General features: G+C 69.4%; 14 protein-coding genes. 7 read left to right on the top strand and 7 right to left on the bottom strand.

Features of this window, described 5'->3' with window-relative positions; translation table 11 throughout:
* Nucleotides 1–18: 18 nt before the first annotated feature.
* The 3 genes from ACFVKT_RS37045 to ACFVKT_RS37035 all read right to left on the bottom strand — a co-directional run bounded on the left by ACFVKT_RS37045 (nucleotide 19) and on the right by ACFVKT_RS37035 (nucleotide 3,462).
* Complete coding sequence (locus tag ACFVKT_RS37045) at nucleotides 19–609, bottom strand: carboxymuconolactone decarboxylase family protein (RefSeq protein WP_385740284.1); 591 nt, start codon at nucleotides 607–609, stop codon at nucleotides 19–21.
* A 121-nt stretch (nucleotides 610–730) separates the two neighbouring features.
* Nucleotides 731–2,152, bottom strand: coding sequence for an aldehyde dehydrogenase family protein (locus ACFVKT_RS37040; RefSeq protein ID WP_385740281.1), 1,422 nt, complete (start codon nucleotides 2,150–2,152; stop codon nucleotides 731–733).
* A gap of 113 nt (nucleotides 2,153–2,265) precedes the next feature.
* Nucleotides 2,266–3,462, bottom strand: a complete 1,197-nt coding sequence (locus ACFVKT_RS37035; RefSeq protein WP_385740279.1) for an oxygenase MpaB family protein — start codon at nucleotides 3,460–3,462, stop codon at nucleotides 2,266–2,268.
* Nucleotides 3,463–3,663: 201 nt separating this feature from the next.
* On the opposite strand from ACFVKT_RS37035, the gene ACFVKT_RS37030 reads away from it, so the two are divergent.
* Together ACFVKT_RS37030 and ACFVKT_RS37025 are read left to right on the top strand one after the other, a co-directional pair.
* Complete coding sequence (locus ACFVKT_RS37030; protein WP_385740276.1) at nucleotides 3,664–4,335, top strand: TetR/AcrR family transcriptional regulator; 672 nt, start codon at nucleotides 3,664–3,666, stop codon at nucleotides 4,333–4,335.
* 193 nt (nucleotides 4,336–4,528) lie between these two features.
* Nucleotides 4,529–5,296: a crotonase/enoyl-CoA hydratase family protein gene (locus ACFVKT_RS37025; protein ID WP_385740273.1), complete on the top strand. Its 768-nt coding sequence runs from the start codon at nucleotides 4,529–4,531 to the stop codon at nucleotides 5,294–5,296.
* Between the two features lie 113 nt (nucleotides 5,297–5,409).
* On the opposite strand, the gene ACFVKT_RS37020 is transcribed toward ACFVKT_RS37025, so the two are convergent.
* On the bottom strand, nucleotides 5,410–6,249 hold the full coding sequence (locus ACFVKT_RS37020) for an SDR family oxidoreductase (protein WP_385740271.1): 840 nt from the start codon (nucleotides 6,247–6,249) through the stop codon (nucleotides 5,410–5,412).
* A gap of 185 nt (nucleotides 6,250–6,434) precedes the next feature.
* Here ACFVKT_RS37020 and ACFVKT_RS37015 point away from each other — a divergent pair, with 185 nt between their 5' ends.
* Genes ACFVKT_RS37015 through ACFVKT_RS37005 form a run of 3 tightly spaced genes read left to right on the top strand, consistent with a single transcriptional unit; the run spans nucleotide 6,435 to nucleotide 9,623 of the window.
* Nucleotides 6,435–7,592 (top strand): acyl-CoA dehydrogenase family protein, encoded by a 1,158-nt coding sequence (locus ACFVKT_RS37015; RefSeq protein WP_385740268.1) that lies wholly within the window; start codon nucleotides 6,435–6,437, stop codon nucleotides 7,590–7,592.
* Between the two features lie 45 nt (nucleotides 7,593–7,637).
* A complete protein-coding gene (locus ACFVKT_RS37010; RefSeq protein WP_385740265.1) occupies nucleotides 7,638–8,396 on the top strand; it encodes a 3-hydroxyacyl-CoA dehydrogenase in 759 nt (252 codons plus the stop codon).
* Nucleotides 8,397–8,450: 54 nt separating this feature from the next.
* A complete protein-coding gene (locus ACFVKT_RS37005) occupies nucleotides 8,451–9,623 on the top strand; it encodes a thiolase family protein (RefSeq protein WP_385740262.1) in 1,173 nt (390 codons plus the stop codon).
* A gap of 63 nt (nucleotides 9,624–9,686) precedes the next feature.
* Here the strand turns inward: ACFVKT_RS37005 and ACFVKT_RS37000 are convergent, their stop codons facing one another.
* Nucleotides 9,687–10,220 carry a PaaI family thioesterase gene (locus ACFVKT_RS37000; protein ID WP_385740260.1) on the bottom strand — a complete coding sequence of 178 codons (534 nt, stop codon included), beginning with the start codon at nucleotides 10,218–10,220 and terminating at the stop codon, nucleotides 9,687–9,689.
* 360 nt (nucleotides 10,221–10,580) lie between these two features.
* Between ACFVKT_RS37000 and ACFVKT_RS36995 the strand changes: the two genes are divergently transcribed.
* A complete protein-coding gene (locus tag ACFVKT_RS36995) occupies nucleotides 10,581–12,134 on the top strand; it encodes a long-chain-fatty-acid--CoA ligase (RefSeq protein WP_385740257.1) in 1,554 nt (517 codons plus the stop codon).
* A 69-nt stretch (nucleotides 12,135–12,203) separates the two neighbouring features.
* On the opposite strand, the gene ACFVKT_RS36990 is transcribed toward ACFVKT_RS36995, so the two are convergent.
* Entirely contained in the window at nucleotides 12,204–13,115 is a 912-nt protein-coding gene (locus ACFVKT_RS36990; protein WP_385740254.1) for an enoyl-CoA hydratase-related protein, read from the bottom strand.
* A 178-nt stretch (nucleotides 13,116–13,293) separates the two neighbouring features.
* Between ACFVKT_RS36990 and ACFVKT_RS36985 the strand changes: the two genes are divergently transcribed.
* Nucleotides 13,294–13,929, top strand: a complete 636-nt coding sequence (locus tag ACFVKT_RS36985; RefSeq protein ID WP_385740251.1) for a TetR/AcrR family transcriptional regulator — start codon at nucleotides 13,294–13,296, stop codon at nucleotides 13,927–13,929.
* A gap of 19 nt (nucleotides 13,930–13,948) precedes the next feature.
* Here ACFVKT_RS36985 and ACFVKT_RS36980 read toward each other — a convergent pair whose 3' ends face one another.
* The gene (locus ACFVKT_RS36980; protein WP_385740248.1) at nucleotides 13,949–14,620 is read right to left on the bottom strand and encodes a TetR/AcrR family transcriptional regulator; all 672 of its coding nucleotides are present in this window, start codon (nucleotides 14,618–14,620) and stop codon (nucleotides 13,949–13,951) included.
* Nucleotides 14,621–14,677: the final 57 nt, after the last annotated feature.

Below are 14,677 nucleotides of genomic sequence, written 5' to 3'. Positions count from 1 at the left end.
TCCTTGCGTGTTGATCGTCTACTGGTTGAGGCGCAGGCCGGGCAGCGCCTCGTCGAGGGGTACACGGAGCGTCCGAAGCGTGTCGGCCAGCATGATGTAGTGGCCCACCAGCATCGGAAGCTCGATCAGCTGCTCCGTGGTCAGGCGCGCACTCAGCTCGCGCCAGGTGGCGTCCCCGATCGTGTGGTCGTCGTGGAGTTCGTCCACGGCGGCGACGAGCAGCCGCTCGCGAGGCGTCCACGCCCGTGCGGGTCCGCCACCGGTCAGCGCGGCGAAGTCGTGGTCGGTGAGTCCCGCCCTGGCGCCGATGGCACGGTGGTTCTCCAGCTCGTAGGCGCTCCCGCACCGCCAGGACACCCTGATGATGAGCAACTCCCTTTCGCGGGGCGGGAAGACCGAGTCCCGCAGGAGCTGTATGCACAACGGCAGCCAGGCGCGGAAGAGCGCCGGGTGCTGCACCAGCGTGCTGAACAGATGCGGGACCTGATCGCCCCGGACCACCGAGAGGAGCTGCCGCTGCTCCTCCGAGTGATGGGCGGGGCCGAGTGGCGCGAGCCGGGGCTCGGCGGTCGCCAGGGGGTGGGGCGCGGCCGGATGTGGATCGGACATGGCGCGATCTCCGAAATCGTCGACGGGGTGCGGCGGAGTCGTCGGCCCTTGCTGCCGGGGCTCCTGCTGTCGGGAAACGGACTTGTGTCGATCACAGCTGGAAGAAGCGGACTTGTCGCGATCACAGCTGGAAGGACTTGATCTCCTGGAACTCCTCCAGCCCGTACCGGCCGTACTCGCGGCCGTTGCCGGACTGCTTGTAGCCGCCGAAGGGCGCGTTGGGGTTGAAGCCACCGCCGTTGATCTGCACCTGTCCCGCGCGGACGCGCCCACCGACGGCCAGCGCGAGGGCCTGTTCGGGGGCCCATACGCCGGCGGCCAGGCCGAACGGGGTGTCGTTGGCCAGTGCGACGGCCTCCTCCAGGGTTCGGTAGACCTGCACCACCAGGACCGGCCCGAAGATCTCCTCCCTGGCGATGGGCGCGTTGCGCGGTACCCGGGTGAAGACGGTGGGCCGCACGTAGAAGCCGCGCTCCAGCCCGGCCGGTGACTGCGCCCCGCCCACCAGCAGGCGTTGTCCCTCGTCGACGGCCGAGGAGACGTACGCCAGAACCCGGTCGCGCTGTGCCTTGGAGGCGAGCGGCCCGTACTGGGTGGACTCATCTCGCGGGTCACCGAGCCGCATGGCCGCGACCTCGGCCGCGAGCAGCTCTTCCACCTGGTCGATCTCATCGGCGTGGACCAGCAGCCGTGTCAGCGCGAAGCAGGTCTGCCCCGAGTTGAGGAAGGCGGCCGGAAGTACCTGGGAGAGGGTGGTGGGCAGGTCGGTGCCCGGCAGGACGATCGCCGGGCTCTTGCCGCCGAGTTCCAGGGAGACCTTCTTGATCGTGGGGGCCGCGGCCTGGCTGACCTTGACGCCCGCGGCGGTGGATCCGGTGAAGGACACCATGTCCACCTGGGGGTGCGCGGCGATCGCCTGTCCGACGACCGGTCCGTCGCCGCTGACCAGGTTGAATACGCCGGGCGGCAGCCCGGCCGCCTCGATGACCTCGGTCAGCGCCCAGATGGTCAGCGGCGCGACCTCGCTGGGTTTGAGCACGACGGTGTTGCCCGCGGCCAGCGCCGGTGCGACCTTGGCCGTGCTCTGGTGCAGCGGGTAGTTCCACGGCGAGATCGCGCCGACCACTCCGAAGGGCTCGCGCACGACGCGGGAGCTGCCGATCTGTTCGAAGGCCTCGGCGCTCTCCGCGACGGCCTGTGCCACGAACGCGAAGTTGTTGAGGGGCAGTCCGACGTGCGCCAGACGTGACAGGCCGATCGGCGTGCCGACGTCGTCGGTGGCGAGGGCGGCCAGTTCCCCGGCGCGCTCCTGGAGCCCCGCGACGATACGAGCCATCGCCGCGGCACGTTCCTTGGCGGGAGTACGGGCCCACCCTTCAGCTGCGTCACGGGCCGCGGTGACGGCCTGGTCGACATCACGGCGGCTGCCCATCGGCACGTGGGCGATGACCTCCTCGGTGGCCGGGTTGACCACCTCGGCGGACGAGGTCGCGTCCGGTGCCACCCAGCGTCCGTCGATGAAGATCTTGCTGTAGTCGGGCATGGTCACCCCTCCAGGGCGGTGTTGACGTGCGTGAGCTGGACTCGTGGGGACGGATCTTGCAGACCGTCTGCGGGGAGCCGGTCGGTGAAGGTGGGCTGCCGACAGCCCCCTGGTCACGCCCCCGACGCCGCGGGCGGGCTCTGGTCCGGGTCCTGGTAAGCGGTCGGTTCGGCCGGCCCGCCGACCGCCTCTCTGGCCGATGCCAGGGCTCGTTCCTGCCGTTGGTGCCATGCGGCGGGCTCGCGGCGCAGCCGGACTCGCCGCCGGCCGATGACGCGGATGACGGGCCCAAGTGCCGCATCGGCCGCGGCGGCCCGGGGCAGCTCCAGCTCTTCCGCGGCCAGGCGGCCATGAAAACGGCGGGTGAGCGCGTACAGCACCGGCAGCCCCACCCGGGTCGGGATGCGGGCCAGTCGCTGCAGGTCACCCGCGATGGCCTCCAGCGTGGCGGAGGCGAGACGGGACGATTCCGGGATGGCCGGTCCTGTGACGGCCTGCAGCAGTTCGTCGACCCGTTCGGCGGCGAGGTGGGACGTGATGCCCTGGACCAGGCTCGCGTCGATGCCCAGCAGGTGGGCGATGTACCACCAGTACCGGTACAGCGAGGCGGTCTCGGCGGACGTCCGGTCCCAGCCCATCCTCGCCTCGGCGCGGTAGGAGGTGAGGGTGAAGTCCATCCAGGTGCGGGCCAGATCGACCTGGTTGATCGGCGCACCGTACACCTCGGGGTCGTAGCCCTTGCTGAGCGCCAGCCGCCGTATGTGCGCGTGCAGCATCCGCACCTGCACGGTGGCCACGTAGCCGGGCTCGCCCCGCCGCAGCGATCCGGGCAGCATCGCGGTGACCACCCACTTGCCGGTCTCCTGCAGGCGGCGCGGGACGCCGTCGAGCAGCTGGCCCGTGATGGCGAGGACCTTGGCTATCGAGGGTGATTCGTAGATTCGGACGAGCGCGCCTGCGCTGAGTGAGATCGCGTGTGCGGGTGCCGGCGAGCTGAAGAACGGCAGCGACCCGCGGTCCAGCAACTCGTCATCGACGTAGCCGGGCACGCTCTCGCACTGCGCCAGCAGGGCGGCGACCGCCGGCGGGGAATCGGTCAACGAGGCGAGCCCCGAGGTGAGGCCCTTGTGCAGCGCCGCGCGCACCGGCCGGCCGAGCGCGTGCATCTCTTCTACGACGGCATCGGCCAGCGGGTCGCCCGTGGTGAGCGCCCAGCCCATCAGGTCGGCGCGCCCCTGCCCGAACTGGGCGACGATCACGTCGCGGCCGGCGCGCTCGGTGGGCCAACGGGGGCCGTCGTGACATGCCACTGACCTGGACGCGGATCCGGATCCGGCTTCCTGGTTCCTCATCTGAGGATGCCCTTCTGCCCGGCGTGAAATATCTGACGCCCGTCAGATTAGCCATAATCTGACGGGCGTCAAGTATTTGCGCAGAAGGGGTGGAGGGGCTGCGTCTAGACTCTGAAACGCGTCGCACGAGGGCCGCGCGAGCATCTGAAGGAGTACGGAATGACGGTTCGGCAGACTCGTGGGCCGGGTCGCCCTTCCGCCTCCGGGCCCACGCCACCCTCGGGGGATCAGATCCTGCGGCAGGGGCTCGAGGCCTTCGTGGAACTCGGCTACGACGGTGCGTCCATGCGTGAGCTCGCCGGCAGGCTCGGCGTCAGCCACAACTTCATCAATGACCGCTACGGCTCCAAGCAGGCGTTCTGGCGTGCGGTCGCGGACTACGCGCTCGAAGGGGCGACCGATGTCCTCACGGCGGCGCTGGATTCGAGCGACGACGACGAAGAGCGGCTGACCGCGATCGTCCGACGCTTCTACCAGGTGGCCGTCCGCATGCCCCAGCTCAACCAGCTCATGCTTGAGGAGTCCCACCTCCGCAGCGAACGCCTGGACTACGTTTTCGAGCGGTACGTCGCACCTCTCATCGCCAGTATCGAGCCCAGCGTGCGGCGCATGGTCGCGGCGGGCCGGCTGCCCGACATTCCGATGTACCTGCTGTACTCGGCCGTGATCGGCCCCGCCGCCGCCCTGACCCGCCGCCCCATGGTGGAGCGGCTCGGGTGGCCGTCGCATCCGGATGAGGCGGAACTGACCGTCATCGCCGAGGACTTGGCGCGCCTGGCCCTCAACGGGCTGCTCGGCCGTCCGGGATCGCGGACCGAACCCCAGCGCTGAACCCCGCGATCAGGAGCGGGTTCGTACGCGGCCCCGGTGCCCGGAGTGTGCGGCTGTGAACCGCGGAGGCTGGACAGGAGGCGACCGCCCCTCTTAGCTTAACGAATGTTCGATCGCGGACTGGGTGGCGGACCTTTGCGGTCGGCCTCCGTCACGTCATCGACAACACACCCTCCAGAGCCGGGAGTCCGACATGGCCGACGCAGTACTCGCCGAATTCCGTGAGGACGGCACGACCGTCATCACCATCAACCGTCCCGAGGCACGCAACGCCATCAACCGTGCGGTGGCCGAGGGCGTCGCGGCGGCGCTCGACGAACTGGACCGCAGGGACGAACAGGTCGTCGGCGTCATCACGGGCGCGGGCGGCACCTTCTGCTCGGGTATGGACCTCAAGGCGTTTCTCGCGGGCGAGGATCCGTCGATCGAGGGCCGGGGCCTCGCCGGGATGACCGAGGCCCCGCCACGCAAGCCGATGATCGCGGCGGTGGAGGGCTACGCACTCGCGGGCGGTTGCGAGATCATGCTGGCCTGCGACATGGTCGTCGCCGCTCACGACGCCCGATTCGGCATCCCCGAGGTCAAGCGCGGCCTGGTGGCGGCGGCCGGCGGTCTGCTCCGGCTTCCGCAGCGCATCCCGCATGCGGTGGCCCTGGAGCTGGCCCTCACCGGTGACTTCCTCGACGCGCAACGTGCCCACACCTACGGCCTCGTCAACCGCATCACGGAGAAGGGCGGCGCACTTGAAGGCGCCCTGACGCTGGCTCGGGCGATCGCCGTGAACGGACCGCTCGCCGTGCGGGCGACCAAGCAGGTCATGTCCGAGGCGCCGAACTGGCCCGCCGACCAGGCCTGGGAGCGCATGCGGGAGATCACGCGCCCTGTCTTCGCCTCCGAGGACGCCAAGGAGGGCCCGCGTGCCTTCGCGGAGAAGCGCGCACCACGCTGGACCGGCCGCTGAGGCTCGATGGGTGTAACGACTGACCCTGCGTCACATGCCGTAAGGGCGACCGGACTCGTAGGTCCGGTCGCCCTTACGGCGTTTCGCGCGGAGCAGCCCGGCTCCCGCCTCTGTCAGAGAAAGATGTCCCTGCGCAGCGGTTCCGTGCTCGCCGTGCTCGCCCGGTATCCGTCGAACCCGGTGACCCCGGACTCGCGCAGCACCTCCTCGTCGACGAAGGTCTGCCCGGTCGTCTGCCCTGCGGGACGGGTGAGGATCTCGTACGCGGCGTCCGCCATGATGCCCGGCGTGCGGCTGCACCTGGCGGTCTCTTCCCCGCCGTCCATGTTGACGGTCGCGGCGGTGACGATCGTGGTGGCCGGCCACAGGCAGTTGGCGGAGAAGGCGCTGTCCCGGTGCTGTTCGGCGAGGCCCAGGGTCAGCATCGTCATGCCGTACTTGCTGACGGTGTACGGAGCGTGGTCGCGCAGCCAGTGACGGTCCGGGTTGAGCGGCGGCGACAGGGTGAGGATCTGCGCGTGCGAGGACTCGTGCAGGTGGGGCAGGGCGAGGGAGCTGAGCAGGAAGGTGCCGCGGACGTTGATGTCCATCATCAAGTCGTAGCGCTTGAGCGGTAGTTCTCCTATGCCGAGCAGCGCGATGGCGGACGCGTTGTTGACGACCACGTCTATGCCGCCGAACCGTTCGGCCGTGGCCTGTACGGCGCGTTGTACATCCTCCGCCTTGCGTACGTCGCCGACGATCCCCAGGGCCTTGCCCCCTGCCGCCTCGATCTCCGCGGCAGCCGTATGCACGGTGCCGGGCAGTCTGGGGTCGGGTGCGTCTGTCTTGGCGAGCAGGGCGATGTTCGCGCCGTCGCGGGCGGCCCGCAGGGCGATGGCCAGCCCGATACCGCGGCTGCCGCCCGACATCAGCACGGTGCGCCCGGCGAGGCGGGAGTGTGCTCCGGTCATGGGGAGGAGGTCCTTTCGGCGGCGGACCGTCAGCGGGCCCGCGTGAAGCAGGTCACCCGTCCGGGACGTGGACAGGTCCTGCGCTGCGGATTACCTTAACGATCGTTCGACAAGATTTCTGCGACGCAGGCCACACCGGCCACACCCGGCGGAGCAGATCGAGGCAAGAACGAGAAGAGGCTGCCGTGCGCCGTACGGTGTTCAACGACGATCACGAGGCATTCCGCGCGACGCTTCGCGACTTCATCGAGAAGGAAGTCGTGCCCGTCCACCATGAGTGGGAGAAGGAAGGGCATCCGCCACGCGATTTCTACCGCAGGCTCGGCGAACTCGGCGTGCTCGGTATCGAGGTGCCGCAGGAGTTCGGCGGCGCGGGAGAGACCAGTTTCAAGTTCCAGGCGGTCGTGACAGAGGAGTTGACCCGCGCCGGCGTCTCGTTCGGCAGCTACTCGGTACACGCCAACCTGATCCTTCCGTACCTGATGGCGTACGCCACCGAGGAGCAGAAGAAGCGCTGGCTGCCCGGTTTCGTGACCGGCGACATCATGACCGCCATCGCGATGACCGAGCCGAGCACCGGCTCCGACCTCGCGAACATCAGCACCCGCGCAATGCTCTCGGAGGACGGGAAGCACTACGTCCTCAACGGCGCCAAGACCTTCATCACCGGTGGCGTCCTCGCCGATCTGATCCTGGTCGTCGTACGCACCACGCCGTTCAACCCGGAGGACCGCCGGGCGGGGCTGTCCATCCTGTGCGTGGAGACCGCGTCGGAGGGCTTCACGGTCGGTCGCAAGCTCGACAAGATCGGGCTGAAGACGACCGACACCGCTGAACTCTCGTTCAGTGACGTCAAGGTGCCCGCCGAGAACCTGCTCGGCGAGGAGGGCAAGGCCTTCTCCTACCTCTCCCACAACCTCCCCCAGGAACGCCTGGCCATCGCCCTGGGCAGCGCCGCCGCGGCCGAGGCCGCGCTCATGCATGCCACCGCCTACGTCAAGGACCGCACGGTCTTCGGCCGGCCGGTCGCCTCTTTCCAGAACAGCAAGTTCGTTCTCGCCGAGTGCGCCACCGAGACCGAGGCGGCCCGCCTGTTCGCGGACCGCGCGCTGGACCTCCACGACGCCGGCGAACTCACCATCGCGGACGCCGCGAAGGCGAAGCTGTTCTGCACCGAGGTCGCGGACCGCGTGATCGACAAGTGCCTTCAGCTGCACGGCGGTTATGGCTACATCACCGAGTACCCGATCGCCCGCCTGTACGCGGACGCCCGCGTCTCCCGTATCTACGGCGGCACCAGCGAAGTCATGAAGATCGTCATCGCCAAGTCGCTCGGCCTCTGAGACGCCGTCAACTCCCTGACCCCTGACCCCAAGAGAGGGAATTCCATGCGGATCGACAACTCCTCCTCCGCCCTGATCACCGGCGGTGCCTCGGGGCTCGGCCGGGCTACCGCCGAACTCCTCGCGGCGAGCGGCGCGCACGTCGTCATCTTCGACCTGCCCTCCTCCGACGGCGAGGCCGTCGCCAAGGACCTCGGCGCCACCTTCGTCCCCGGTGATGTCACCAGCGAGGCCGACGCCTCCGCCGCCGTGGCCGCCGCCGTCGCACGTGGGCCGCTGCGCATCACCGTCAACTGCGCGGGCATCGGCGACGCCCAGCGCACCGCCGGCAAGGACGGTCCGTACCCCCTGGACAAGTTCCGCAAGATCGTCGAGGTGAACCTGATCGGCACGTTCAACGTGATCAGGCTCGCCGCCCAGGAGATGAGCGGCAACGAGCCGCTCGACGGCGACCGTGGCGTCATCGTCAACACCGCGTCCGTGGCAGCCTTCGACGGCCAGATCGGGCAGTGCTCGTACTCCGCCTCCAAGGCCGCCATCGTCGGCATGACCCTGCCGATCGCCCGTGACCTCGCGAAGGCGAACATCCGCGTGATGACCATCGCGCCGGGCCTGTTCGAGACCCCGCTCCTGGGCCAACTGCCGCAGGCGGCCCGGGACTCGCTGGGCGCGCAGGTCCCGCATCCCAGCCGCCTCGGCCTGCCGGCCGAGTACGCGCAGCTCGTCGAGGCCATCGTCACCAACCCCATGCTGAACGGCGACACCATCCGGCTGGACGGCGCCATCCGCATGGCCCCGAAGTAGGCCCCACCGTGCTCTCCTTCGCCATCTCTCTTCGTACGAGCAGGAGTTCCCCTGATGCGTGACGCAGTCATCGTCGACGCCGTTCGCACCCCGGTCGGCAAGGGCAGGCCGGGCGGCGCCCTGTCCGGCATCCATCCCGTGGACCTGTCCGCCCATGTCCTCAAGGCCCTCGCCGAGCGCAACGATCTCGCCCCGGTCACCGTTGACGACGTCATCTGGGGCTGTGTGTCCCAGGCCGGGGAGCAGGCGGCCGGCGTCGGCCGGTACGCGGTCCTCGCCGCGGGCTGGCCGGAGAGCGTGCCCGGCCTGACCATCGACCGCCAGTGCGGCTCCTCGCAGCAGGCCGTGCACCAGGCTGCCGCCGGCATCATCGCCGGGCAGTACGACATCGCCGTCGCCGGCGGCGTCGAGATGATGTCCCGGGTGCCGATGGGCGCCGCCGGCGCGGACGGCCGGTTCGGCAAGCCGTACGGCCCCCTGGTCGCCGAGCGCTACGACAACTACCAGTTCAACCAGGGAATCGGCGCCGAGATGATCGCCGAGGAGTTCGGGCTCAGCCGCGAGGACCTGGACCAGCACGCCCTCGACTCGCACGCCCGCGCCGCCCGCGCCATCGACGAGGGCCGCTTCAAGGAGCAGATCACCCCGGTCACCGTCACCGGGGCGGACGGTGTCGAGCGCGTCCTCGACACGGACGAGGGCGTCCGCCGCGGCGGCTCCCTGGAGGCCCTGGCCGGCCTGAAGACACCGTTCAAGGAGAACGGTGTCATCTCCGCGGGCAACGCCTCGCAGATCTCCGACGGCGCCGCCGCATTGCTCGTCACCACCAGCGAGATCGCCGCGCGCAACGGCTGGACACCAATAGCCCGCTTCCACACGGGAGTTGTCACGGGCGTCGACCCGATCACGATGCTCAAGGGCCCGATTCCGGCGACGGCGAAGGTCTTCGAGCGCTCGGGCCTGTCCATCGCTGACATCGGCGCGTACGAGATCAACGAGGCGTTCGCCTCGGTCTCGCTCGGCTGGCAGCGGCAGACCGGCGCCGACTACGAGCGTCTGAACCCCAACGGCGGTGCGATGGCCCTCGGCCACCCGCTCGGGGCCTCCGGCGCCCGGCTGATGACGACCCTCGTGCACCACATGCGGGACAACGGCATCCGCTACGGCCTGCAGGCGATGTGCGAGGGCGGCGGCATGGCCAACGCCACCATCCTCGAACTGCTCTGACCCACTCCGTGACGGTGGGGCGGACCCGATCGGATCCGCCCCACCGTGACAACCGCATGGGGGTCACCTGGCGCCTCTCACCTCGGCGGCGTGCTCCAGGAGCTTCCGGTTGGGCGTGAACGCACAGGTCGCCTGTGCGCACAGCCGGCCCGTCGCATCGGTGATCTCCGCCCGGACCAGCGTGCGCGTGGCGCCGCTCTGCTGCACGGAGCCGACGGCCGTGTAGGTCTCGCCGGCCAGCAAGGGCCGCAGATAGTCCACGTTCAGGCTCATCGTGAGGTACGGAGTGGCCGGGTTGCTGAGGCTGATGGCCGTGACACCGCACACCTCGTCGAACGCGGCGGCGATGTACCCGCCGTGCACGACTCCCGCGGGGTTGCGCACCGCTTCGGAGGGCGTCCAGGCGAGCTTGACCCGCCCCTTCTCCACCTCGGCGAACCGCAGGCCGAGATGAGCGTGGAGAGCGAGGGAAGGCGAGTCGGCGAGGGCACGGATCCGGTCGAGCCCAGTGCCCGTCCCCCAAGTGAAATCGCTGATGATGGCCGGCTCCTCACACAGTCGCATCCGCAGGTCGGCGCCCCGCCGGGGCGAGGGCACGCGCCTTGATCCAGCGAATATAGCTTATCGATCGTTCGAGTAGGAGAGTGGGTGTGGGTTCGGGATGATGGGGCTGGATGGTGCCGTTGAGGCTCTATGCATGCCCTTCACCAGGTGCGTAGGTCAGGTAGGGGGATCGCCCGCCCTGCTCTGGAAGCATGCGGTGGGGCCGAAGTTCCAGTTCAGTCCACGTAACTCATTCAGAACGTTCGTTCAATCCATTGACAGCCGGACCCACGCCGACGATTCTCATGTCCGTCCTGAGCCGCCACCCGGTGCCTGCCGCCGCGTACATCCAGCGCCGCACCCGAACCTCCCCACCTCAAGACCTTTGCCGAAGATGGATGTTGGAGGGATCTCATGGGCCCGTTCCTGCCCGATTCTGTTCGCCGCCACGCGGTGCTGCGCCCGGACGCACCGGCCGTCACCGAGGCCGGGCAGACCCTGTCCTACGCGTCCTTGGACGCCCGCAGCAACAAGATCGCCCAGGCCCTGCTCGGCGCCGGCCTGGAGGCCGGGTCGCGGGTGGGCTACCTGGTGCGCCCGGGCCGGATGTCGGCGGAACTGCTGCTTGCCTGCGCCAAGGCCGGGCTGGTCGCGACCCCGCTGAACTGGCGCCTGGCCGAACCCGAGCTCGTCGCCGTCGCGCTCGACGCGGACCTCCGGATGGTCATCACGCAGGAGGAGTTCGAGATCGGCGCGCGTGCCGCGATGCCGGAACTGCCGCTGGTCACCACCGGGAAAGCCGGACCCGGTGAGTACGCGTACGAGTCCTGGCTGGACGCCGCACCCGCCGACGACCCGGGGCGAGGCGGCCAGGCCGACGCGGACACGGTCTTCCTCCAGCTCTACACCTCAGGGACCACCGGTCTGCCCAAGGGCGTCCAGATGACCCTCGCGAACGTGTACGCGGGGGAGCGCGAGACCGCCGACGCGCGCTGGAGCGAGGAGAGCGTCTCGCTGAACGTGCTGCCCGTCTTCCATATCGCGGGCACCGGCTGGCTGACCTCCGCGCTCAGCGCCGGCGCCCATACCGTGACGCTGCCCGAGTTCGTACCCCAACGCGTCGTCGAAGTCCTGGAGAGCGAGCGCGTCACGCACGTCCTGTTCGTCCCCGCCGTGCTGCAACTGCTCATACAGGTGCCCGGCATCCGCGAACGGGACTTCTCCGCACTGCGGTTGATCGTGTACGGCGCCTCGCCCATCACGCCTGCGCTGCTGCGTCGCTCCATGGAGATCTTCGGTTGCGACTTCTGTCAGCGGTACGGGCAGACGGAGACGACCGGCTCCGTCACCCGGCTGCTGCCGGCCGACCACGACCCCGACGGTCCGCGCGCGCATCTCCTGCGCTCGGCCGGCAACGCCTGCCCCGACGCCGAGGTCGTCATCGCCGACCTGATCACGGGAAAGCCGGTCCCGACGGGCACGGTGGGGGAGATCCTGACCCGTTCCCACCACGTCACCCCCGGCTACTGGCAGCGGCCCGACGAGAACGAGAAGCTGTTCACGCAGGAGGGCTGGCTGCGCACCGGGGACGCCGGATACCTAGACGACGAGGGCTATCTGTTCATCACCGACCGGATCAAGGACATGGTGATCACCGGCGGCGAGAACGTGTACCCCATCGAGGTGGAGTCGGCGCTCGCCGAGCACCCGGCCGTCTGCGACGTCGCCGTCTTCGGCACGCCCCACGAGCAGTGGGGCGAAGCGGTCACCGCGGCGATCGTCCTGAACGCCGACGCCGCTGACATCCGCGAGGACGAGCTCATCGAGTTCACCCGGGCCAGGATCGCCTCGTACAAGAGCCCCCGCATCATCCACTTCGTGGAGGAACTGCCGCGCAACCCCAGCGGCAAGGTCCTCAAGCGCGTGCTGAAGGAGGGCCTGACGGCCGGGGGCTCCGTCACCCGCTGACCACGGTCGACTCGGCCCGGGCCGCCGGCGAGGCGCGGTCCGGACCGAGTCGACCCCGCCCGCGCTGCCTCAGCCGCGGGCAGGCTCCCCACCTCGCCAGGGCAAGTAGTCCGGCAGGTCCTCCGGCACTCGCCCCGGGAAGCGGGGCTCCCTCCGTTCGAAGAACGACTGCACGCCCTCCACGGCGTCCGGCCCGCGCACGGTGTCGAAGACCAGCCGTGAGTCGAGCCGGTGGGTCTCCTCGGGAGAATCGGCCCACGCCATGCGGTACACCATCTGCCGGATGAGCGCGACGGACACCGGGGCGGTGTGCGCGACCAGCTCGGCGGCGAGGTCGTACGCCGCGGCGAGCACCTTGTCGGGGTCATGGAGGCTGTTGACGAGGCCCGTCCGCAATGCCTCGTCCGCAGTTATGAGGCGCCCCGACACCAGCCAGTCCAAGGCCGTGCCCGTGCCCACCAGCCTCGGCAGGAACCACACCGACGCACCCTCCGGCACGATGCCGCGGCGGCTGAAGGGGAAGCCGAACTTGCAGTCGACGGAAGCGAGGCGGTAGTCGGCGGGCAGCAGCATCGTCGAGCCGACACCCACGGCCGCACCACGCACCGCCGCGATCACCGGCTTGTTCATCGCGTACAGCACACGGGTCACGAGACCGGCGGGCTCCTGGTACGTCCCCGCCGCGATCTCGGCGAGCGTCTGCTCGTCGTCGCTTGTCGAGAAGCCTCCAGTGCCCCCGTCGGCCGCAAGATCCGCCCCCACGCAGAAGTTCCGTCCCGCTCCCGTCAGCACGACCACGCGTACGGCAGGGTCGGCCTCGGCGGCGCAGAGTGCGGCAGCGATTTCCTCGGCCATCCGCAGGGTGTAGCCGTTGCGTGCCTCGGGCCGGTTGAGAGTGACCGTGGCGACGCGGTCTGTCACGGCATAAGTGATCTGCTCGTAGGGGACCGGTGTGCTCGGTTCGCTGTGCTGTTCGCTCACGGGGGCACCTTCAGCGTGTTCGGGGCACGCCGTCGGCGCGCAGGGTGGAGTGGACGGGGTCGGAAGGAATTGAACGAACGTTAGCTAAGTGGAGGTGAGCCTACAAGGGGCGGCTGTAACATTCGGAGAGATCGGCGCCACTGTTCGAATGATCGGTCAGTTACCTGGAGCCGGAACCATGACGGAGATTGGGGAACCCGTGCCCGCTCGACCCGCAGGCCAGAGAGCCATCATCGGGGCAGCTCGCCAGGAGTTCTCCGAGCGGGGGTACGGCGCGACGTCGATCCGCGACATCGCTCAGCGGGCCGGAGTGAGCCTCTCCGCTCTGTACTACTACTACAAGGGCAAACAGGAACTGCTCGTCGCCATCCTCGACGAGGGGCTCGACACCTACTTCGAGGCTTGTGACGCCGCCCTGGCGGGTGTCGGGGACGACCCGGCGGAACGTCTGGAGGCGCTCGTCTCCGCGACCGTACGGTTCCGTACGGACCATCCCGTCCAGAGCACCATCGTTCTGACCGAGGGGCGCAGCCTGGAGCCCGAGCACCTCGAGCGCTACCGCAAGAACGGCGAGGAGCGTGCTTCGCAGCAGTTCCGGGAGGTCATCGAACGCGGGGCCGCGGAGGGCATCTTCCTCACGCCGTACCCCGACGACGCCCGTCGTGCCGTGATCGCCATGTGCAATGCCATCGCCCAGTGGTACCGGGCGGACGGTCCGGTGGATGTGGACGAACTCGTCGAGCGCTATGTGTCGTTGGCGCTCGTCGTCGTCGAGTACCGCCCGCGCACGGCGAGGCGACCGGCGCGGGGCTGACCGACACGCGAAGGCACTTCTATCGGTCGGTGTCCGGGTCGGGCGTCCCCGCCGTCAAGCCGGTGATGAGGATGTCGGCGACGGTTTCGGCGTGGCGGCGGACGGTCTCCTGGTCGGGATGTTCGGGTGCGCCGAGCAGTGCGGCCTCCACGGGGTTGGTGAAGGGCGCTCCGCCGCCCTGGGCCGCCAGGTAGTGCAGCGTGGTGTAGGGCACGGGGCGGATGCGTCCCGCCTCGACGAGCCTGGCGAGCCGGCGCTCGATGCCGGGGCGCAGTGGATCGACGAAATGCTCCACGACGAACCGCACGCGCGGGCTGTCGGTCGCGCCCTCGTGGTTCATGATCCGTCCCACCTCGGGGCACGCGGCCGAGAACAGCACCAGTTCGACGACGGTATGACGCAGTGCTTCCAGATCGTCCACGTCACCCGATTCGCCGATCGCGCCCAAAGTGCGCCGGGTGTTGGCCAGCGCATGCTCCATCGCCGCGAACCACAGCTTCTCCTTGGCGCCGAAACGAGCGGTGAGCAGGGCGTGGCTCACGTCGAGGCGCCGGGCCAGCTCGCGTACGGAGGTCCCGTCGTAGCCCTTCTCGGCGAAGGCCTCCAGGGCGCCCTGGAGCAGCGTGGACTGGTCGGGTTCGTCGCCGGCGTGGGGGCGGCCGCGCCTTCGGGAGAGCTTCGGCTGGGTCACGGCTTGCCTCGTTTGTCCGATTCTGGTGGTGGATGCATACTCGGAGGGGTAAATGTC

The sequence above is a fragment of the Streptomyces sp. NPDC127595 genome (assembly GCF_042671685.1).
Classification (GTDB): domain Bacteria; phylum Actinomycetota; class Actinomycetes; order Streptomycetales; family Streptomycetaceae; genus Streptomyces.
Note: the sequence above shows the minus strand (reverse complement) of the source record. Positions and strands in the feature narration are given on the sequence as shown.

What these genes read in the sequence shown, in the direction of transcription:
- ACFVKT_RS37010 (WP_385740265.1), top strand. Translation starts at nt 7,638, where the DNA reads ATGCGGATCGACAACTCCTCCTCCGCCCTGATCACCGGCGGTGCCTCG.
- ACFVKT_RS36995 (WP_385740257.1), top strand. Translation starts at nt 10,581, where the DNA reads ATGGGCCCGTTCCTGCCCGATTCTGTTCGCCGCCACGCGGTGCTGCGC.
- ACFVKT_RS37025 (WP_385740273.1), top strand. Translation starts at nt 4,529, where the DNA reads ATGGCCGACGCAGTACTCGCCGAATTCCGTGAGGACGGCACGACCGTC.
- ACFVKT_RS37020 (WP_385740271.1), bottom strand. Translation starts at nt 6,249, where the DNA reads ATGACCGGAGCACACTCCCGCCTCGCCGGGCGCACCGTGCTGATGTCG.
- ACFVKT_RS37040 (WP_385740281.1), bottom strand. Translation starts at nt 2,152, where the DNA reads ATGCCCGACTACAGCAAGATCTTCATCGACGGACGCTGGGTGGCACCG.
- ACFVKT_RS37005 (WP_385740262.1), top strand. Translation starts at nt 8,451, where the DNA reads ATGCGTGACGCAGTCATCGTCGACGCCGTTCGCACCCCGGTCGGCAAG.
- ACFVKT_RS37030 (WP_385740276.1), top strand. Translation starts at nt 3,664, where the DNA reads ATGACGGTTCGGCAGACTCGTGGGCCGGGTCGCCCTTCCGCCTCCGGG.
- ACFVKT_RS37045 (WP_385740284.1), bottom strand. Translation starts at nt 609, where the DNA reads ATGTCCGATCCACATCCGGCCGCGCCCCACCCCCTGGCGACCGCCGAG.
- ACFVKT_RS36985 (WP_385740251.1), top strand. Translation starts at nt 13,294, where the DNA reads ATGACGGAGATTGGGGAACCCGTGCCCGCTCGACCCGCAGGCCAGAGA.